We start from the raw sequence: 18,716 nt of genomic DNA, 5'->3' as shown, positions 1-18,716 counted from the left end.
ATATCCTGCATATCGCGCGCGCATACGCTGCTGCCACGCTTTGATGCGCCATCTCGACGCGCACGCGTGAAAATCCCGCCCGTGCCGCAACTGCCGCTATAAAACACCGCAAACGCGTCGCCGCAAACAAAAACAGCCGGTTCGAGCGAACCGGCTGCCAAGCCATCGAGCCGCCAGCACACGGCGCACGCCGCACGCTGTCACGCGTCGCGCATCAGAAACGGTGAATCAGACCGACGCCCAAGCCCACCTGGCTGCGCGACGTTGCCGGAGACGAATTGAAGCCGTCGCCGATCGATGCGGTCGCGTTGATGATCTTGCCGTTGGCCAACGTCTTGCCGCTTGCGCGCTGATATGCCTCGAGCGCATAGAGGCCCGTGCGTTTGGACAAGCTGTAGTATTGCGATAGCGTGAACTGGTGATATTGCGCGGCGCTCGTGATGCCGTTCGACTGCGTCGCCCGCGTGTAGCTGTAGCCGCCCGCGAAATCCCAGGTTGCGGAAGGCTTAAAGTGCAGCACCGCGCCAGCGGTATTGAAGATCGCCGTGTTGCGGAACCCCGATTTCACACCGGGGATATATTGGACGTTCGAGTACGACACCGATACGTCCCATGCCGACGAGAACTGGTAACCCGCCGTCACCGCAACGCGCTGCTGCGCCTGCGCGGTCTTGTAGCCGTTGTTGATCGCCGACACGGCCGCCTGCGCGCCGCCGTTCGACGTCGTCGAGTACGGGCCCCAATCGCCGCCGCCCGATGTCGAGTTGTTCACGCGCTGGAACGCCGCAGCGATGCCGACCGGCCCGTTCAGGTACTGGATGCCCGCGCTCCACGTCGAGCCGGCGTTCACGCTGCCCGGCTCGCCGCCGAACGCATACGAGCCGCCGACCTTGAAGCCGTAGAACGACGGTGACATATAAACGAGCGAGTTGTTCGCACGATAGCTGGTGTCGAGCGAATCGATATCGCCCGGATGCGCGCCGAAATAGCCGGTAAGCCAGTTAGTCGGGCTATACGGCGACAGCAGCGTGTAGTACGCGGTGTACTGGCGGCCGGCCGTCAGCGTACCGTAGGTCGGATTGGTCAAGCCGACCCAGGCTTGGCGCGTGAAAATCCCGCCCGCGAATTGCGACGTGCCGTTAGCGGTATTGAAGCCTGCTTCGAGCTGAAAGATCGCCTTCGAGCCGCCGCCCAGATCCTCGCTGCCCTTCAGGCCGAAGCGGCTGCCCGCCCATACGCCCGTCGACATCTTGACGGCCGAGCGGCCGCCCGTCGTCGAGCCGAGCGAGCCGCTGCTGCTCTGATACGCAATGCCGTTGTCGACGATACCGTACAACGTCACGTTGCTCTGGGCATGCGCCGTGGCAACGGCCGCCAGTCCGACGGTCGTCATCGCGACCGCTACACGCTTTTTCATTGAATCCCCATCCTCAAGAAATTTTTCTCGTATGACGCCGGGCGCTCATGGCTTGCCCATGCGGCCGCCATTCTCACCGATTCATTTTTTCTGTAAAACGGAGAATAAAAAGGCGTCGGGTCCGCGCAACGCGGGAATTCATTAACCAGTTAGTTTTTATGCCGGGCCAGCAAGGATTTGATGGCATATGCGCGTTTTTTGGAACCGGTTCCCATTGAACAGGGATTTACCCTGATTTACATTCAAACAATCCCTCCGCGCGCCTTCCAGAACGCTTTCGCACAACGCAACGGTGCGATACCTGGCGCGTCATCCCAGACGGCTTGCCACAGGCGTCGAAGCGATACGAGCCTTCGCGGCCGGCCAAACCAGTGAAGACGGGTTGCCGATCGAAATGCGCACGCATCGCCGTGGCCGCGAGCGCATTGCCTATATCGATCGAACCGCGGCAGCAGCCCACGCGCGACGCCGGTCGATCCCGTCATGCCGGCGTGAAGACATGACAATGAAACTAGTTTACTTTCGAAACCGAACATAACCAGTTACAGTTTACATGTTGTCATTGCCAATCCGCCTATCAATGGAGATTCTCATGGCTCAACCCGTAGTGCTCATCACCGGCGCATTGACCGGCATCGGCCGCGCGGCCGCCCTCGCATTCGCCCGCGAATCCAGCAGCATCGTCGTCAGCGGGCGCCACGACGATAAAGGTCAAGCGCTCGTGCAAACGTTGCGCGAGCTGGGCGCGCAAGCCGAATTCGTGCGCGCCGACGTCAGCGTCGAGGACGACGTGCGCCGCCTCGTCGAACGCGTGGTCGAACGCTTCGGCCGGCTGGACGTCGCCGTCAACAACGCGGGCACCGAAGGCATGGTCGCGCCCATCGTCGAGCAAACCGTCGACAACTACAACAATACGCTGGGCGCATCCGCGCTCGGCACGCTGCTGTCTCTCAAATACGAGCTGCGCGTGATGCTCGCGCAACGCTCCGGCTCGATCATCAATCTGTCGTCGATTGCTGGGCGGGTCGGCTTCGCTGGCGCGTCGGTGTACGTCGCGAGCAAGCATGCGGTCGAAGGGCTCACGAAGAGCGCCGCGCTCGAAGGCGCGCAGGCGGGCGTGCGCGTGAACGCCGTCGCGCCGGGCCCCATCCAGACGGAAATGCTTGAGCGCTTCTCCGGGAGGAACGCCGATGCGAAAGCAAGCTTCCTGTCGGCCGTGCCAGCGAAGCGCGCCGGCACGACCGACGAGGTCGTCGAAACCATCCTGTTCCTCGCGAGCGACCGCGCGCGTTATCTGACCGGGCAGAGCATCGTCGTCGACGGCGGATATACCGCGCAATAAACCGGCTTCGCCAAACGAAGTTCGGCGCCGCGACGCCCGTGTCGATTGCCGACGCGCTCACACGATGCCCGTCTAAAGCGCGATCGCCGGATTGCTGATCAGCAATCCGGCAGCCGCTCGGGCCGCGAAACAAACCGCGAAAATTCGCAGCGAGTAGGCAGCGCAGCCGTTCAGCCAATACAATATCCGCCATTACTCCAATTACGGCCGAGCCCGCCCACTCCGTTCGTTTTCCCCGCCCCATGCCAGTCATCAGCGATCTTCTCGTCTATCCGATCAAATCCTGCCGCGGCATCGCCGTCAAGCGTGCGCGCCTGCTCGACACCGGCCTCGAATACGATCGGAACTGGATGGTGACGGACCCGGCAGGCGCAATGCTCACGCAGCGCACTCACCCGAAGCTCGCGCTCGTGCACACCGCGATCGCAGAGCACGATCTCGTGCTCTGCGCGCCGGGAATGCCCGAACTGCGTATACCGCTCGCCGCTGCGGCGCTCCAGCCGCACGCCACGGCGATCGCGGCGACGGTTTGGCGCGATACCGTCCATGCGTTCGACACCGGCAAGCATACCGCTCGCTGGTTCTCCGAATTCCTGCAAACTCCAGCGTGCCTCGTGCGCTTCGCGCCCGGCGCGCGCCGCGTGGTCGATTCGAAATGGACGGGGGAACAAGTAGCGCATACGCATTTCGCGGACGGCTTCCCGCTGCTCGTCATTGGCCAGGCATCGCTCGACGAACTGAACAAGCGCCTGCGCGACAAGGGCGCGCCCGAAGTACCGATGGACCGCTTCCGGCCGAACCTCGTGCTGACAGGGCTCGACGCCCATGAAGAAGACTATGTCGATTCGCTCGACGTGGAAACCGAAAGCGCCAGCGTGCGCATCAATCTTGTGAAGCTATGCACGCGCTGCCCGGTGCCGACGATCGATCAGCGCACCGGTATGCCGGCCCCCGAGTGGCCGCACGAACCGCTCGACACAATGAGCGCTTATCGCAGCAATGCCCGGTTCAACGGCGCGCTCACGTTCGGCAAGAACGGCATCGTCGTCAACGGCGCCGGTGCATCGCTCGCGCTTGGGCAAGCAGTCGAAGCAGAGATCGGCTTCGGCGATTGAGCAAGCCGACTTGGTCTCGTTTGGCCTGATTCCGGCCGCTGGGCGCGCAGGCGGCGCTCGTGCGCGGCATTGCGCACGAGCACCTGCTCGAATTCGACAATCAGTACGCCGGCGCGCGCACGTGCGCCCCGCGGCCAAAGTGCGCGGCAAGCTGCTCGGCACCGCGTGCGAGCAGCATCGTATCGACGCCAACCGCCACGAATGTCGCGCCCGCATCGAGATAGCGGCGCGCGGCGGCCGGATCGGCGGAAAGAATGCCGGCCGCCTTGCCCGTCGCGACGATCGCCGCAATCGCGTGATCGATCGCGGCTTGCACGTCCGGATGCCCGGGATTGCCGAGATGCCCGAGGTCAGCGGCCAGATCGGCCGGGCCGATGAACACGCCGTCGACGCCGTCGACACGCGCGATCGCATCGATCTCGTCCACCGCCGCGCGCGTCTCGGCTTGCACGAGCAGCGCGATCCCATCGTTCGCGCGCTGCAAATAGTCGTCGATGCGATTCCAGCGCGACGTGCGCGCTAGCGCGCTGCCGACGCCGCGCACGCCGTGCGGCGGATAACGGATAGCCGCAACGGCAGCGCTCGCTTGCGCGGCGCTCTGCACCATCGGCACGAGCAGCGTCTGCGCGCCGAGATCCAACACCTGCTTGATGACGACCGCGTCGTTCCATGGCACGCGCACGACGGGATGCGACGGATACGGCGCAATCGCCTGCAATTGCGCAAGTATCGTCGGCACCGTGTTCGGCGCGTGCTCACCGTCGATCAGCAGCCAATCGAATCCGGCGCCCGCGACAAGCTCCGCGCTATAGGGATTCGCAAGCCCGAGCCATAGCCCGATCTGCGCGGTGCCTCGCGCGAGCGCCGCCTTGAACGAATTATCAGATGTGCATATCATCGCGTTGCATTATTCGAAATAACAATGAACCGCACCGAGCGGGCCGTAATCGACACTGAATGTATCGCCGCTTTTCGCCGCGCACGGCCGCGTAAACGAACCGCCAAGAATGACCTCGCCTTCATCGAGCGTCACGCCGAAGCGCGCCAGCCGATTCGCGAGCCACACAACGCCATTTGCCGGATGATTCAGCACGCCGGCCGCGACGCCCGTTTCCTCGACCACTCCGTTGCGCGACATGATCGCCGCGACCCAACGCAAATCGACGTCCGTCGGCCGCACCGGCCGGCCGCCGAGCACCACGCCCGCGTTCGCCGCGTTGTCGGCGATCGTGTCGAACACCTTGCGCGGGCGCTTGGTATCCGGGTCGATCGATTGGCTGCGCGCGTCGATGATCTCAAGCGCCGGCACCACGTAATCGACGGCATCGTAGACATCCAGCAGCGTGCAGCCAGGCCCCCTAAGCGGCTTGCCGAGCACGAACGCAAGTTCCACTTCGACACGCGGCACGATGAAGCGCTGCGTTGGAATCATCGCGCCGTCGTCGAAAAACATGTCGTCGAGGAGCGTGCCGAAATCCGGCTCGTCGATCTGCGACGACGCCTGCATTGCCTTCGACGTCAAGCCGATCTTATGCCCTTTCAGAACACGGCCCTCGGCAAGCTTGATGTCGACCCACGTGCGTTGAATCGCATACGCGTCATCGATCGTGATATCCGGATGATCGAGCGAAATCTGGCGAATTTGCTTGCGCTCGCGTTCCGCCGTATGCAGCTTGCGTGCGAGAAGATCGATGGTAGTGAAATCCAGCATGGTCGTCATGATCGCCGATGACCGTCACGCACCGCGCTTATAGCGTGCATGAATGTTGTTGTGCTTGTAGGTGCCCGCTTCGCTGAACTCGTTCGCTTCCATCGACAGTGCCAGCGGGCGGCTTGCGTACAGCTGCGCAAAATGGGCCTTGATTGCGTCGAACAGCGCGTCGCAAGCGCGCTTCTTCGTCGCCTCGTCGCGGCCGGAGCCGAATTTGAACGTCACATGGACGAACGCGTCGTCGGCGGCGCCGTCGGCGATGCAGTAATCCTGCAACTCGATCGCGCGCGAACGGATACCGCCGATCGGGAACACGCCGTCCTGCGCGATCAGCGTATCGTTGATCATCTTGAGCAGCACCGGAATCCGGGCGGCTTCGCGAATGTTCGCGGTATATTCGACGATGATGTGCGGCATGAAAATTCTCCGTATTCCGAACGGTCTTGTCGTTGTAGAGGCGAGAGCGCAGCCCGTGTCATGGCAGCGGGAAAATCGCGTTGATCTGGCCCGTGCCGGAACTTGCGAAATAATCAGTGACGGTTTCGATCGGCTTGTCGTAACGGTCCCAGCCAAGCAAACCGAGCAGCATCGCGGTATCGTGCATGCCGCCTTCGCCGTGGCAGTGCTCGTTGTATTCGGGCAGCATCTTGCAGAACGTGGCGAAATCGCCCCGCTTCCATAGTTCGACCACACGTAGATCGACTTGCCGAAAAAACTCCCGGCTGATTTCGTCAATCGAATCTTCCGGGCTGCCGTTGTCGTTGAACCGGTGCGACAGCGAGCCGCTTGCGAAGAACGCGACATTCGCATCGCTGGCCTCGATCGCCTCCTTCAGCGCCACGCCGAAACGGCGGCTCTCGTCGAGCGAGTGCCACATGCACCAGCCGGCAATCGACACGACCTTGAAATGCTGATCGGCGTTCATGTAACGCATCGGTACGAGCGTGCCGTATTCGAGTTCGAGACTATCGATTTCATGTGCGCGCGCGTGAATCCCATGCGCGTTCGCGACCTCGGCGATCAAATGCCCGAGCGCCGGATTGCCCGGATACGCATAACGCATGTCCCGAATGAAGTGCGGCAGTTCGTTGCTCGTGTAAATGCCCGAGAAATACCGGTTACAGTTGACGTGATAACCGGCATTGACCAGCCAATGCGTGTCGGCGACGACGATCGTATCGACGCCGAGCGCGCGGCAGCGCTCGCCAATCACCTGATGCCCGCGAATCGCCTCCGCACGGCAGCCATGATGCTTACCCGGCAGCTCGGACAAATACATCGACGGCACGTGAGTGATCTTCGCGGCAAGAGACAATTTTCCCATCGTGGGTCTCCAGCCGCACGTCGGCGCTTCCAGCACCGGCGCGCGGCGTAATCTTGATCGCCAGGCGTCATACGCCCCAGCGGGGAATATGATGACCGCCCATCGAAATGCAGACATTCTTGATTTCGGCGAACACTTCGAAGCTGTATTCGCCGCCTTCGCGGCCGATGCCCGACTCCTTCACACCGCCGAACGGCTGGCGCAGATCGCGAACGTTCTGGCTGTTGACGAACACCATTCCCGCCTCGATCCCGCGCGCGAGCCGATGCACGCGGCTGACGTCCTGCGTCCACAGATACGAAGCAAGGCCGTAATTCGTATCGTTCGCCAGACGCAGCCCGTCCTCGTCATTATCGAACGGAATCAGGCAGGCGACCGGCCCGAAGATCTCCTCCTGCGCGATGCGCATCCGGTTGTCGACATCGGCAAACACGGTCGGCCGAACGAAATTTCCGTTCGTCAAATGCTCGGGCAAATGATTGGGCTTGTCCGCACCGCCGGCGACAAGGCGCGCGCCCTCCTCTTCGCCAAGCCGGATGTAGCTCGTCACTTTTTCCCAGTGCGCGCGCGTGATCATCGAGCCGAGCTGCGTGCGCTCGTCGGCGGGATCACCGACGAGCAGGTTACTCGCGCGACGCGCGAATTCGGCAACGAACTTGTCGTAAATCGTTCGCTGTACGAAAATCCGCGATCCCGCCGTGCAACGCTCGCCATTGATCGAAAATATCGTGAACAACGATGCGTCGAGCGCACGCTCGAAATCGGCATCGTCAAAAATCAGCACGGGCGACTTGCCGCCGAGTTCCATCGAATATTTCTTCAATCCCGCGTTCGCCATGATCCGCTTGCCGGTGACGGTTCCGCCGGTAAACGAGATCGCGCGCACGTCCGGGTGCTTGACGAGCGCGCCGCCCGCCGTCGCGCCGTAACCCTGCACGACGTTCAGCACGCCGGGCGGAATACCGGCTTCGAGCGCCAGACGCCCGAGCTGATCCGCGGTCAACGGCGAAAGCTCCGACATCTTCAGCACCGCGGTATTGCCGAGCGCGAGACATGGCGCGGTCTTCCACGTCGCCGTCATGAACGGCACGTTCCAAGGCGAGATCAGCGCGCACACGCCAACTGGCCGATACAGCGTGTAGTTCAGCATCTGGTCGTCGACCGGATAACTGCGGCCGTTCATCTGCGCGCACACTTCGGCGAAAAAATGGAAATTCTCCGATGCACGCGGAATCAACTGCTTCTTCGTCTGCGAGATCGGCAACCCCGTATCTTGCGTTTCCAATTCGGCAAGCGGCGCAACGTTGCGCTCGATCAGCTCGCCGAGCCGGCGCATCAGCTTCGCGCGCTCCTTGACCGGCGTGTTCGCCCACTTTGGAAACGCCTCCTTCGCGGCACGCACGGCCGCGTCGATTTCCTGTGCGCCGCCCGATGCGATATCGGCAATCGGCTCGCCCGTGGCCGGGTTGAACGTTGTAAACGTCTCGCGGCTTTCCACTTCTTTGCCGTCGATCCAATGCTTGATGAGGGTCATGCAGCTCTCCTGGTGCGGCGCCGTCAGCCCGCACGGTAATAATCGTCTTCGCTCACGATCGTATTGACGAGCCGGCCGATGCCTTCGATCTCGGTCACGACCTCGTCGCCCGGCTTCGTATCGGCAAGCCCGTGCGGCGTGCCGGTCAGGATCAGGTCACCGGGCGCGAGCGTCAGAAAGCCGCTCAGGTATTCGATCAATGATGCAACGTCGAAAATCATGTCGCGCGTGTTGCCGCGCTGCGTTTCACGGCCATTGACCGTCGTGCGCAACGTGAGATTCGACGGATCACCGATCTCGTCGCGACTCACGAGCCACGGCCCAAGCGGCGTGCAGGTGTCGCGATTCTTCACGCGCAGGTTCGGCCGATAGTAATTCTCGAGATAGTCGCGAATTGCGTAATCGTTCGCAACCGTATAGCCAAGCACATAATCGAGCGCCTGCGCGCGCTTCACGTTGCGCGCGGCACGGCCGATCACCACCGCAAGCTCGCACTCGTAATGCATGTGCGTCGCATCAGCGGGACGCACGGTCAGCGCGCGATGACCGACAAACGTGTTGGGCCCTTTCAGGAAGACAAGCGGCTCGCTCGGTGCGTTGAACGCGAGTTCCTTCGCGTGATCGGCATAATTCAGCCCAAGCGCGAACGTTGTGCGTGGCACCAGCGGCGGCAACCATGCGACGTCCGTCTCATCAAGCATGCGACCGATATCGAGCGTCACACCCCCTTCGCCTGCCGGCTCGGCTGTATGCAACGCGCCATTGAACACCACTCGCGCGGTTTTCATATCGTATCCTCCGCAATCAGCGAGTGACGCAGCACGCCCAGGCCCGGCGCGGCGATTTCGATCGTGCTGCCGGCCGGTGCGCGCGGCAGTTTCGGCCCGACGCCGACCAGTAGCACATCGCCCGCGTCGAACGACATGAACGACGACACTTCGGCGATCAATTGCGCCACCGGCCGGATCAGGTTCGCGGTGCTCGCGGCATAGCGCGGCACGCCATCGACGCGCACGGTCACCTCGAGCCCGTCCGGATCAGCAATGCTTGCGCGCGCAATGATCGCCGGGCCGAGCGGACAAAATCCGTCGCGGCATTTGAAACGCACTGCAGGCCGGTAGTAATCGGGAGACGGTACCGATATGTCGCTCGCGAGCGTGTAGCCGAGCACATAATCGAGCGCCCGCTCGCGTGTCACCCGGGTAGCTCGGCGCGCGAACACGGCGCCGAGCGTCGCGCCGATTTCGAGCGCATCGACGCCCGCCGGCACCGCAACGGCAGCCCGGTCGGCCGCATGCGTGTTCGCGGGCTTCACATACAGCACGGGCGCGGCCGGCGGCTTGCCGTAAGGCGGCGCATGCACCGCGTCGCCCAACGCGGCGAGCGCGCCGCGATCGTTCAGCAAAGCGCCGTACACGGTGCCCACGCGGACCGTCCCCGCCGCCTCGCCATCGACGACAAAAGGCAACTCCATCCGTTTCTTCCTTTGCCGCGTCGTGCGGCCAAACTTAAGTTGTTAATATATTAAATAAATGACGGCACACACACAACTACAATAACCCTGATTGGTCGCCTCGGCGATTTCGTCCTGTTAAGATTGTCGGATCAATCGCTTTCCGGACACTTCATGAATCGAACGGTCGATCACCGCAACCTGGCCATGCTGCTGCTTGAAGCTCGTGAAACGCTGATGGGACGGTTCCGGCCGATTCTCAAGGAATTCGCGTTGACGGAGCAGCAATGGCGGATCATCCGCTTGCTGGACGGGGCTCCGAACCAGGAACTCGACGCCGGGCAGATCGCGAAGCGCTGCAGCATTTTAAGCCCGAGCCTCACGGGCGTGCTCGAAAGAATGGAGCGCGACGGCCTGATTCGTCGAATGCGCGCGCCCGAAGATCAGCGCCGGCTGATGGTCAGCTTGACCCTGCAAAGCCGCCAGCTCGTCAAACAGATCGGCCCACGCATCGATGAACAATACCGGCTCATCGAAGAACGTTTCGGGGTCGATGCATTAAGCGAAATGTACGCGGCGCTCGACAAATTAATCGAGGTCGGCGGCCTGCAATAACCGGCGGCCGCCGCCACGCACGCCGTCAGCGGCCCGTTTTCGGCATCTGCGCGAACACGTCGATGCCGCGCGACGTGCGCATGCATTCGTGTATGTAATCAACGAACGGCAGCGGCTCGAAGTCGATCTCCGCACGGATGCGTGCGTTGTCGAACACGCAGTCGAGATCGGCAAACGCCGCGTAGGACTGCAAGGCCCGCTCGATCACCCGCTCGCGCGCCGGATCGCGGCGGCCGAGCACGTCACGCGCGATCGTGGAAAGCTCGGCGTTCGAGCACAGTGCGTAACGCGATTGGCCTTCGATGCCGGCCGCTTCGTCCATCGCCCGCACGATCTGCGTGACGCTCGGCGCTTCGCCGCCTGCCGAAACATGATATGCGTCGTAAGCAAGCACCGGTTTCAGCGCAAGCAGCATCAGCGCGCGTGCGCAGTCGTCGACTGCGATCACATCGACGCGCGCCATCGGCCGCGCGGTGAAGCGGCGCACCGCGTGTACGATCCGGAACATCCAGAACGTGCTTGCCGACGGCTGCGTGCCAAGCAGCGTATGGCCGACGATGCAGGACGGCCGCGCGACGACGAGCGGCAGCCCCAGCGCGCGCAGGCCCGTTTCCGCATCGCGCTTGCCACGCGCATACGGCATCGCGTCGATGCCCCGATCGCACGATGCAGACGCGGCGGAGTCCTCACGAATCGCGCCACGCTCGCGCACGCCGGTTGCAAACGCCGCACCCACATGCACGAAGCGCTTCAGCCGCCGGCTGCCGACGAAGCGGCTCGCGAAGCGCAACGTCGCGTCACGGTTCGTCGCATTGACGACGGGTGCCGCGGAGAACGACGCAATCCCCGCGCAATGAATCACGTGCGTAGCCGCCGACAAACGCGCCGCGTCATCATCGTCGAACTCGCCTTCGAGCGCGCCTGCAATCACGTTCGCCTCGATCAGGCGCTCGGCCCAGTACGGCGCGAGGCCGCTTCTGAGCGCCGCCGCGCGCAGCCGCGTCAGCGCATGCGCGCGATTGCAGGCGCGAACCACGCAGACCACCCGGTCGATCAACCCGGCATTGACCAGCGCAACCAGCACCGAGCCGCCAATGAACCCTGTCGCCCCCGTCAGCACGAGACGCTCGATATGCGCGGCCGCGGCAGGCACGCTTGCGGGCGACATGAGGCCGGTCTGCCAAGTAAACGATAAGGCCCGTTTCCAGATCAACACGATAGTCTCCGTTTTTCCGCGAATTCAGCATCAAAAGCGATAGCTCACCGACGACAGCCCGAAGTAATTGCTCTTGGCCTGCACGATCGGGCTGTTGCCGTAGCTGCCCAGCAGACGCGATACGCCAAGCGTCGTCTCCACGGACCAATGGCGGGAGAACGTATAGGTCCAGGCGAGCGCCATCGACGCACTGTCGATACCGCCTTTCGTCGAGTACGGCCGAAAGCGGCTGGCCGCCGACTGCGCCGCGGTCACGCCATAAAACGCCTGCATATAGCGGCCGGATCCCGCATGCACGGACCCGGTCACGACGACTGCGTGACGCCCGGCGCTAAACACTGGCACGGCGAGATCGACATGCCCGGACAAGCCGCGCGCCGTATGAGTGACCGGCGTATCGAGCGTCATGCTCAACACGCTATTGCCATACAATTTCACGCCCGCCTGCACCGCGATGATCACCGAGCCCGGCACGCTTCCCATGCCCTTCAGATAGTCCGATCCCGAACGGCCGAAGCGGTTTTCGTCCGCTCGGCCCTCGTCATAGCTGAGCGCCGCGGCAACAAATGTGTCGCCGGGCAGATTCAGCCTGTAGCCGATGCCGTCGAGCGGGCCGATGAACCAGCCGTTGTCGAACGTCGCGGAAAACGACGGCGCGAACACGCTGCGGTATTGGTTGCTGCCCGCATAGCGCGGCGCAAAACCGCCGCCGAGCGAAACCGTATAGACATTTTCCGCATGAGAAGCCGCAGCGGATGTCAAGCCGATGAACGGCACGCAATACCGGAAAGACCGTAGGGACTGGAAGAACAAGCGCACGATATTGGCACGAGAGTCAAGAAGCCCGCAGTCTAGGGGCATGCGTCTGACGATTCTGTCCCGAATGTTTCGGGAATATGTGCGTATTTGTGTTCGATTGTTGGTAATTGTGATGCCCCCGCTGCGGGGGTATATGCACGGCTAGAATTCGCGTGTCCCGCATATGCCGGCCGGGCGCATGCGGCGCAAATACAACGAGGAGATCATGAAAGACGTGCCGCTCAGATATCGCGTGCTGCTGGTCGAGGATGATGACAGGCTCGCGCAACTGATCCGCGAATACCTTGACAGCTACGAGTTCTCCGTGACAGTCGTCCGGCGCGGCGATCTTGCCGTTGCCACCGCGCGCGAGCATCAGCCCGCGCTCGTGATTCTCGACCTGATGCTACCGCATCTCGACGGCATGGAAGTGTGCCGTCGCATCCGCGCGTTCTCGAACGTGCCGGTGCTGATCCTGACCGCGCGCGCGGATGCATATGACCAGATCGCCGGCCTCGAAACCGGCGCCGACGACTACGTGACGAAACCGATCGAACCGCGCGTGCTCGTCGCACGCGCCCGCGCGCTGCTGCGCCGCGCGCAGCCCGGCTCCGTCGCCGAAGTGCAGACGAGCCAGACGCTATCGTTCGGTCAACTGACCATCTCCCCGCCGAACCGCACTGTCGCGTGGCGCGGCGAGCTCGTCGATCTGAAAACGGCCGAATTCAACCTGCTGCTGATCCTCGCGCGCGCCGCAGGCACCGTGCTCAGCCGCGACGACATCCTGAAGCAATTGCGCGGCATCGAGTTCGACGGCCTCGACCGCTCGGTCGACTCGGGCATCTCGAAGCTACGGCGCCGCTTCGAGGACGATTCGTCAGAACCGCATCGGATCAAGACTATCTGGGGGCGCGGCTACCTGTTCAGCCCTTCGGCATGGGACGATTGAATGCTGCGCTCGCTGATCAAACTGTACCTGTTCGTGATCGCATGCTTCGCCGCATCGGTCGTGTTCATCAACACGTCTTTCGACCGCTTTTTCTACGAACGGCTCGCAACCGCGCAACGCGCGTCGCTGACGACCTACGCGTTCGTGCTCAACGATTATCTCGAACGTCATCCGGGCGCGCAGCGCGAACTCGCGCTGCGCGAGCTTGCGTTGCACGGCAACGAAGGATTCAATTTCATTTCGATGGATGAGGCCCGCCGCGCGCTGTACGGCGCGCCGTTGTACGATCTCGAACGCGGCGACATCGCAATCAGCTACGACGGCCAGGATTACTACATGCCGCTCGCCGACGGCTCCGTATTGCATGCGCGGCCGGTCCAACCGGCAAATCTCGACATCCAAATCTACGCATACCTGACCGTTTCGTTCGCGATGCTGCTCGCGATCGTGCTATGGGTGCACTATCACTGGCGCGACCTGCGCAAGCTGCAAGCGGCCGCGCGCGCATTCGGCAGAGGGCGGCTGGCGACGCGCGTGCGCTTGTCGCGCAAATCGAACATCTACGAGCTGTCGCAGCAGTTCAACGACATGGCGCAACGTATCGAAACGTCGATTCAGCAGCAACGCGAGATGATGCATAGCATCTCGCATGAGCTGAAAACGCCGCTCGCGAGGCTCGAATTCGGCCTTGCGCTGCTCGCCGCACCAGATGCGCCCGCTCGCATGCGTGAGCGACAGGAGGCGCTGCGCCGCGACGTGCGCGAGTTGGACGATCTCGTCACGGAATTACTGACGATCGGCCGGCTGGAACAACACGAAGCGCATCTCGCGCTGATGCGGGTGACGGTGGCCGAGCTGATCGATAGCGTCGCGGCCAACGTCGCGAACGATATCGCCGATCGCCGGCTCACGCTCGATGTCTCGACGCACGGCGCGCGCGCGAGCCATATCTGCGATCCGAAACTCGTCGCGCGTGCACTGCTGAATCTGATCCGCAACGGCATGCGCTATGCAGCAACGACAATCTCGCTAAATGCGTCGCACAATGAAGCAGGAGCACTCGTGCTGGCGGTTGCAGACGACGGCCCCGGCATCGCGCCCGCCGATCGCGACCGTGTGTTCGAGCCGTTCTACCGGCTAGACTCAAGCCGAGACCGGCAGACGGGCGGATTCGGGCTTGGCCTGACGATTGTACGGCACGTCGCGCTAGCCCATGGCGGCGACGCGCGGCTCGACGACGCGCCAGCAGCCGGCGCCCGCTTCGTCATCACGCTGCCGGTGCTCGAATTGGCGGCTCGCGGCCGAGACACGCCAAGCATGGCGGCCTGATGCGCACGAAATTTTCCGCCGCCTGCCGGCGGCGAACAATCGCGCTCAATCCGCTTTTGGGATCCACTTCGCCTTTGCCGCATCGCTGTCACGAAATGCCGGGAATTTCGCGCTCAGTTCGCCGACCGTGCGGATACCATTGCGAATCAAGTCGTCTCGCGTGATCAACGTCGGCTTCACGACAATATGCCGCCCAGGATCTTGTCCCGCGACGAGCAGCGCCGCTGCCCGCACCGACACCGCGCCAACCACGGCCGGATTCGTTGCCGCGGTCGCAACCCATGCACTGCCAGGCGCACGGATCGCCTCGATATCGGCCGTGGAGATGTCCGCGCTGTAGATCTTCACTCGCGAGCCGAGCTTCGCTTCGTTCGCGGCAATCAGTGCGCCACGCGCAAACTCATCATATGGTGCGAATACCACCCGGATATCCGGATGCGCACGATACGCGGCGGCCGCCTGGTTCGCGACCGACTGCGCAATCGGAGCATCGACCGTCCCCCAGCGCGCCTTCTGCTGGATGCCGGGCCGGGTACGCTTGAACTCGCGCCATACCGCATCGCGACGATCGAGCGGAGCAAAGCCCGCAACGTACACATAACCCGCCGCAAATGACGGCCCATTATCCTTTACCGCCTGCTCCAGCACGAGCGTCGCGAGATCGCGGTCGCTCTGCTCGATCTGTGGCACTTTCGGATGATTCAGATCGACGTCGAACGCGACGACCTTTATGCCTTTGTCGAGCGCGCGCTGCACGACGTCCGTCAACGCTTCCGGCAGCCCATGATTGACGATGATCGCCGCGACACCAAGGCTAATCGCCTGTTGAATCTGCTCGCGCTGCTCGGCCGCGTCCTGCCGGCCTTCGTAGATGCGCAGATCCACGCCGAGCGCCCTAGCCTGCTTCTGTGCGCCGGCCTCGTATGCTTGAAAGAAATCGCCAGTCGACAAGTAGTTGACGAGCGCGATCTTCACACCGGCCTTGTCGAACGGCGGCGGCGCGTCCTTAAGCGGCGCGGCACATGCGCTCGAGACCGGCAATATCAAGGATAACGAAACGGCACACGCGATCCGGCACAGCCCTCGCAGCGGCACTCGCATGGCAACTCCTATCGGTATAAGTAGGTGGATGGGTTTCGCGTCGATTCGGCAAACGAGCGATGCGCAATCGGTACACCGGCCGATGAATCGGCCAAATGGTGAGCCAGGCAATCATCGCGCGGCGAGCAGCGTGCATTGCACCGCCCGGCCGGCCGCCCATTTCGCCATCAGCGCGTAGGCGCGTGCTCGGTCGGCACGCGATAGCGTGCCCCGGGATGCGGCACTGCAAGACGCGGCCCCACACCGTGCAATTTTTCGCGTAGCGTGCCCGGCGCGTACTCGGTCTTGTAGACGCCTCGCCGTTGCAGCTCCGGCACGACAAGCTCGACAACGTCAATGAACGTTTCCGGCGTCACCGCATAAGCAAGGTTGAAACCGTCGACGTCGGTCTCATCGACCCAGGACTGCAAATCGTCGGCAATCTCGCGCGGATCGCCGACCGACACTGGACCGAGCCCGCCAATGCCTCCCCACTTCGCAATTTCGCGAACCGTCCATACGCGTGTCGGGTCAGCGCTCGACAGTGCCTCGACGGCCGACTGGATCGCGTTGCTCTCGACGTGCGCGAGCGGCTCATCGAGCCCGTGCTTCGACAGATCGATGCCGGTCCACCCAGACATTAGCGCAAGCGCCCCCTCGTCACTCGCATAGCGCCGGTAATCGGCGTGCTTCGCGTGCGCGTCCGCCGACGTGCGGCCGGTTATCACCGTATGTAGATTGAAAATCAGCACGTCACGCGGATTCCGACCGTACTTGCGCACGCGCTCGCGAATGTCCGCGACGAACGCCTTCAAGATCGTGCGCGACGGCGCCGCGACGAAAATGCATTCCGCATGCTGCGCGGCGAAATCCTTGCCGCGCTTGGACGCACCGGCTTGATACAGTACCGGCGTGCGCTGCGGCGACGGCTCACACAGATGGATGCCCGGCACATCGAAATGCCTGCCGTGATGGCCGATTGCGTGCACTTTCGACGGCTCCGCGAATACATGCCGAGCCGCATCGCGCACCACCGCATCATCCTCCCACGAGCCTTCCCACAGTTTGTAGCAGACTTCGAGATACTCGTCGGCAAGCGCGTAGCGGTCGTCGTGATCGGTCTGGCGTGGCAGGCCCAGATTGCGCGCGGCGCTGTCGAGATACGACGTGACGACATTCCAGCCAACGCGCCCGTTCGTCAGATGATCGAGCGTCGACATCCGACGTGCGAACGGATACGGATGTTCATACGACAGCGAGCACGTGATACCGAAACCGAGGTGCTGCGTGACGGCGGCCATCGCGGACACGAGCAGGATCGGATCATTCACGGGCACCTGCGCGCCTTGCCTGATCGCGGCTTCACCGCTGTGTTGATAAACGTCGTAGATACCGAGCACGTCGGCAATAAACAGGCCGTCGAACTTGCCGCGCTCGAGCAACTGCGCAAGCTCGGTCCAGTAACTGATCTGACGGTAACGCCACGATTCGTCGCGCGGATGCGCCCACAATCCAGGCGATTGGTGTCCGACGCAATTCATGTCGAAGGCATTGAAACGGATTGGACGAGTCATGACGGCTAAGCACTCCGGACAGCAAAATAACAGGCTTACAGCGCGCCGTGCCGCGGCGGCAGTGTGTCGTTGACGAGATAGTCGGCGATCGCGATGTATTTCCAGCGCACCGGATCGTGCAGCGTATGCGTCCGTGCATTGCGCCAATGCCGATCGAGCGCGTGCTCGGCAAGCACGCCCGACGTGCCGGCAAGTTCCAGCAGCCGAGACGACGCCGCAAGCGCAATCCCGGTTGTCGCGGCGCGCGCCTTCGCAACCGCGATCGATGCGGCCGCAACCGTGCGCTCGTTCGGATCGTCAATCGATGCATCCACACGCGGACCGGCGCGCTCGATCAACGCTTCGGCCGCATCGAGTTCGACTGCGAGCTTGCCGAAGATTTCGAGCGTCAGCGGATCATTGCTCGCCCGTTCGACATGCGCATCCACCCATGGCCGCGCATGCTCGCGCACGAAGCGGCGCGCATCGTCAAACGCCGCACGCGCGATACCAAGATCGACAGCCGCGTGAATCAATTGACCAAGCGGACCGACAGCCGTCGGTTTGTCAAACGCCGCGCCGTATGGCACGACTGCCGACGCGTCGACATACACGTTGTCGATCCGCGTCGAGCCGCTGCCCGTCGTGCGCTGACCGAAGCCGCTCCAGTCATCGTCGACCGACAGCCCCGGCGCGTTCGCCGACACAAATGCGACATACAGCACGCCGTTGCGGTCCTTCGCGACGATCGGAATCCAGTGAGCGAACAGTGCCCCCGTCGAATAGAATTTTTGTCCGTTGAGTCTGAAGCCAGGGCCGTCGGGCTCGATCGTCGTCCGATAATCACGCACGGTCTTCGTGCCGCGTTCGGACAGCGCGTTGCCGAAACGCTCGCCTGCCAACGCGCGTTCGAAATAGAAGCGTTGCTGCTCACGCGTGCCGTTCACGCGCAGCACTTCGAGCATGTAGAAGTGATTTTGTGGAATCTGACCGATCGCCGGATCGGCGGCCGACACGATCGCGGTCACTTCTGCGAGCGTGGCCGCGGATACTGCCGCGCCGCCGAATTCGCGCGGCACGGCTATCCCCCAGAGCCCCGTCGCCGAATAGGCATCGAGTTCGTCGTAAGGCAGCCGGCGCGTGCGATCGCGCTCCGCAGCCCCTTCGGCGATTCGCGCCGCATACTCGTGCGCGACGTCGAGCGCCTGCCGGTCGTCGGCAATGCGGCGCGCGGCCGCTGAGGCCAGCCCACCGCTAGGTTGGACAATCGCGTTCATCAA

At 62.9% G+C, this 18,716-nt stretch carries 18 protein-coding genes; 5 read left to right on the top strand and 13 right to left on the bottom strand.

Annotated features, from left to right (window positions below; genetic code table 11):
- Positions 1-214 precede the first annotated feature (214 nt).
- On the bottom strand, positions 215-1,417 hold the full coding sequence (locus WS68_RS22575) for a porin (protein ID WP_059572849.1): 1,203 nt from the start codon (positions 1,415-1,417) through the stop codon (positions 215-217).
- A 592-nt stretch (positions 1,418-2,009) separates the two neighbouring features.
- Between WS68_RS22575 and WS68_RS22570 the strand changes: the two genes are divergently transcribed.
- Together WS68_RS22570 and WS68_RS22565 are read left to right on the top strand one after the other, a co-directional pair.
- Positions 2,010-2,759, top strand: a complete 750-nt coding sequence (locus tag WS68_RS22570; protein ID WP_059573122.1) for an SDR family NAD(P)-dependent oxidoreductase — start codon at positions 2,010-2,012, stop codon at positions 2,757-2,759.
- Positions 2,760-3,001: 242 nt separating this feature from the next.
- Complete coding sequence (locus WS68_RS22565) at positions 3,002-3,874, top strand: MOSC domain-containing protein (RefSeq protein ID WP_059572848.1); 873 nt, start codon at positions 3,002-3,004, stop codon at positions 3,872-3,874.
- A gap of 100 nt (positions 3,875-3,974) precedes the next feature.
- Here the strand turns inward: WS68_RS22565 and hpaI are convergent, their stop codons facing one another.
- The 7 genes from hpaI to WS68_RS22530 form a co-directional block, all read right to left on the bottom strand.
- Positions 3,975-4,772 (bottom strand): 4-hydroxy-2-oxoheptanedioate aldolase, encoded by a 798-nt coding sequence (gene hpaI / locus WS68_RS22560; protein WP_059572847.1) that lies wholly within the window; start codon positions 4,770-4,772, stop codon positions 3,975-3,977.
- 9 nt (positions 4,773-4,781) lie between these two features.
- Entirely contained in the window at positions 4,782-5,585 is an 804-nt protein-coding gene (gene hpaH / locus WS68_RS22555; protein WP_059572846.1) for a 2-oxo-hept-4-ene-1,7-dioate hydratase, read from the bottom strand.
- Positions 5,586-5,609: 24 nt separating this feature from the next.
- Positions 5,610-6,002, bottom strand: a complete 393-nt coding sequence (locus WS68_RS22550) for a 5-carboxymethyl-2-hydroxymuconate Delta-isomerase (protein ID WP_059572845.1) — start codon at positions 6,000-6,002, stop codon at positions 5,610-5,612.
- Between the two features lie 58 nt (positions 6,003-6,060).
- Entirely contained in the window at positions 6,061-6,909 is an 849-nt protein-coding gene (gene hpaD, locus WS68_RS22545; RefSeq protein WP_059572844.1) for a 3,4-dihydroxyphenylacetate 2,3-dioxygenase, read from the bottom strand.
- Positions 6,910-6,976: 67 nt separating this feature from the next.
- A complete protein-coding gene (gene hpaE, locus WS68_RS22540) occupies positions 6,977-8,443 on the bottom strand; it encodes a 5-carboxymethyl-2-hydroxymuconate semialdehyde dehydrogenase (RefSeq protein WP_059572843.1) in 1,467 nt (488 codons plus the stop codon).
- Positions 8,444-8,466: 23 nt separating this feature from the next.
- Positions 8,467-9,231, bottom strand: coding sequence for a fumarylacetoacetate hydrolase family protein (locus tag WS68_RS22535; protein WP_059572842.1), 765 nt, complete (start codon positions 9,229-9,231; stop codon positions 8,467-8,469).
- Positions 9,228-9,917: a fumarylacetoacetate hydrolase family protein gene (locus WS68_RS22530; RefSeq protein ID WP_059572841.1), complete on the bottom strand. Its 690-nt coding sequence runs from the start codon at positions 9,915-9,917 to the stop codon at positions 9,228-9,230. Before WS68_RS22530 ends, WS68_RS22535 begins: the two co-directional genes overlap by 4 nt.
- A 153-nt stretch (positions 9,918-10,070) precedes the next feature.
- On the opposite strand from WS68_RS22530, the gene hpaR reads away from it, so the two are divergent.
- Positions 10,071-10,511, top strand: coding sequence for a homoprotocatechuate degradation operon regulator HpaR (gene hpaR / locus WS68_RS22525; protein WP_059572840.1), 441 nt, complete (start codon positions 10,071-10,073; stop codon positions 10,509-10,511).
- Positions 10,512-10,536: 25 nt separating this feature from the next.
- Here hpaR and WS68_RS22520 read toward each other — a convergent pair whose 3' ends face one another.
- Together WS68_RS22520 and WS68_RS22515 are read right to left on the bottom strand one after the other, a co-directional pair.
- Positions 10,537-11,727 carry an SDR family oxidoreductase gene (locus tag WS68_RS22520; protein ID WP_059572839.1) on the bottom strand — a complete coding sequence of 397 codons (1,191 nt, stop codon included), beginning with the start codon at positions 11,725-11,727 and terminating at the stop codon, positions 10,537-10,539.
- Between the two features lie 30 nt (positions 11,728-11,757).
- Positions 11,758-12,504 carry a MipA/OmpV family protein gene (locus WS68_RS22515; RefSeq protein WP_059572838.1) on the bottom strand — a complete coding sequence of 249 codons (747 nt, stop codon included), beginning with the start codon at positions 12,502-12,504 and terminating at the stop codon, positions 11,758-11,760.
- Between the two features lie 247 nt (positions 12,505-12,751).
- Here WS68_RS22515 and WS68_RS22510 point away from each other — a divergent pair, with 247 nt between their 5' ends.
- Together WS68_RS22510 and WS68_RS22505 are read left to right on the top strand one after the other, a co-directional pair.
- Positions 12,752-13,474 carry a response regulator gene (locus tag WS68_RS22510; protein WP_059573120.1) on the top strand — a complete coding sequence of 241 codons (723 nt, stop codon included), beginning with the start codon at positions 12,752-12,754 and terminating at the stop codon, positions 13,472-13,474.
- The gene (locus tag WS68_RS22505) at positions 13,475-14,803 is read left to right on the top strand and encodes an ATP-binding protein (protein WP_059572837.1); all 1,329 of its coding nucleotides are present in this window, start codon (positions 13,475-13,477) and stop codon (positions 14,801-14,803) included. It begins immediately after the preceding gene.
- Positions 14,804-14,848: 45 nt separating this feature from the next.
- Here the strand turns inward: WS68_RS22505 and WS68_RS22500 are convergent, their stop codons facing one another.
- From WS68_RS22500 to WS68_RS22490, 3 genes are all read right to left on the bottom strand, one after another.
- Positions 14,849-15,904: a substrate-binding domain-containing protein gene (locus tag WS68_RS22500; protein ID WP_059572836.1), complete on the bottom strand. Its 1,056-nt coding sequence runs from the start codon at positions 15,902-15,904 to the stop codon at positions 14,849-14,851.
- Between the two features lie 167 nt (positions 15,905-16,071).
- Positions 16,072-17,457 carry an LLM class flavin-dependent oxidoreductase gene (locus tag WS68_RS22495; protein WP_059572835.1) on the bottom strand — a complete coding sequence of 462 codons (1,386 nt, stop codon included), beginning with the start codon at positions 17,455-17,457 and terminating at the stop codon, positions 16,072-16,074.
- Positions 17,458-17,492: 35 nt separating this feature from the next.
- Positions 17,493-18,713, bottom strand: a complete 1,221-nt coding sequence (locus tag WS68_RS22490) for an SfnB family sulfur acquisition oxidoreductase (RefSeq protein WP_059573118.1) — start codon at positions 18,711-18,713, stop codon at positions 17,493-17,495.
- Between the last annotated feature and the right edge of the window lie 3 nt (positions 18,714-18,716).

Origin of the sequence: Burkholderia sp. TSV86 (genome assembly GCF_001522865.1) — a bacterium.
Classification (GTDB): Bacteria; Pseudomonadota; Gammaproteobacteria; order Burkholderiales; family Burkholderiaceae; genus Burkholderia.
The sequence above is the reverse complement of the archived record's forward strand: the minus strand, read 5'-3'. Positions and strand labels throughout refer to the sequence as shown.

What these genes read in the sequence shown, in the direction of transcription:
- WS68_RS22535 (WP_059572842.1), bottom strand. Translation starts at nt 9,231, where the DNA reads ATGAAAACCGCGCGAGTGGTGTTCAATGGCGCGTTGCATACAGCCGAG.
- WS68_RS22510 (WP_059573120.1), top strand. Translation starts at nt 12,752, where the DNA reads ATGAAAGACGTGCCGCTCAGATATCGCGTGCTGCTGGTCGAGGATGAT.
- hpaI (WP_059572847.1), bottom strand. Translation starts at nt 4,772, where the DNA reads ATGATATGCACATCTGATAATTCGTTCAAGGCGGCGCTCGCGCGAGGC.
- WS68_RS22505 (WP_059572837.1), top strand. Translation starts at nt 13,475, where the DNA reads ATGCTGCGCTCGCTGATCAAACTGTACCTGTTCGTGATCGCATGCTTC.
- WS68_RS22575 (WP_059572849.1), bottom strand. Translation starts at nt 1,417, where the DNA reads ATGAAAAAGCGTGTAGCGGTCGCGATGACGACCGTCGGACTGGCGGCC.
- WS68_RS22570 (WP_059573122.1), top strand. Translation starts at nt 2,010, where the DNA reads ATGGCTCAACCCGTAGTGCTCATCACCGGCGCATTGACCGGCATCGGC.
- hpaR (WP_059572840.1), top strand. Translation starts at nt 10,071, where the DNA reads ATGAATCGAACGGTCGATCACCGCAACCTGGCCATGCTGCTGCTTGAA.
- WS68_RS22490 (WP_059573118.1), bottom strand. Translation starts at nt 18,713, where the DNA reads ATGAACGCGATTGTCCAACCTAGCGGTGGGCTGGCCTCAGCGGCCGCG.
- WS68_RS22530 (WP_059572841.1), bottom strand. Translation starts at nt 9,917, where the DNA reads ATGGAGTTGCCTTTTGTCGTCGATGGCGAGGCGGCGGGGACGGTCCGC.
- WS68_RS22565 (WP_059572848.1), top strand. Translation starts at nt 3,002, where the DNA reads ATGCCAGTCATCAGCGATCTTCTCGTCTATCCGATCAAATCCTGCCGC.
- WS68_RS22550 (WP_059572845.1), bottom strand. Translation starts at nt 6,002, where the DNA reads ATGCCGCACATCATCGTCGAATATACCGCGAACATTCGCGAAGCCGCC.
- hpaD (WP_059572844.1), bottom strand. Translation starts at nt 6,909, where the DNA reads ATGGGAAAATTGTCTCTTGCCGCGAAGATCACTCACGTGCCGTCGATG.
- WS68_RS22500 (WP_059572836.1), bottom strand. Translation starts at nt 15,904, where the DNA reads ATGCGAGTGCCGCTGCGAGGGCTGTGCCGGATCGCGTGTGCCGTTTCG.
- hpaH (WP_059572846.1), bottom strand. Translation starts at nt 5,585, where the DNA reads ATGCTGGATTTCACTACCATCGATCTTCTCGCACGCAAGCTGCATACG.
- WS68_RS22495 (WP_059572835.1), bottom strand. Translation starts at nt 17,457, where the DNA reads ATGACTCGTCCAATCCGTTTCAATGCCTTCGACATGAATTGCGTCGGA.
- hpaE (WP_059572843.1), bottom strand. Translation starts at nt 8,443, where the DNA reads ATGACCCTCATCAAGCATTGGATCGACGGCAAAGAAGTGGAAAGCCGC.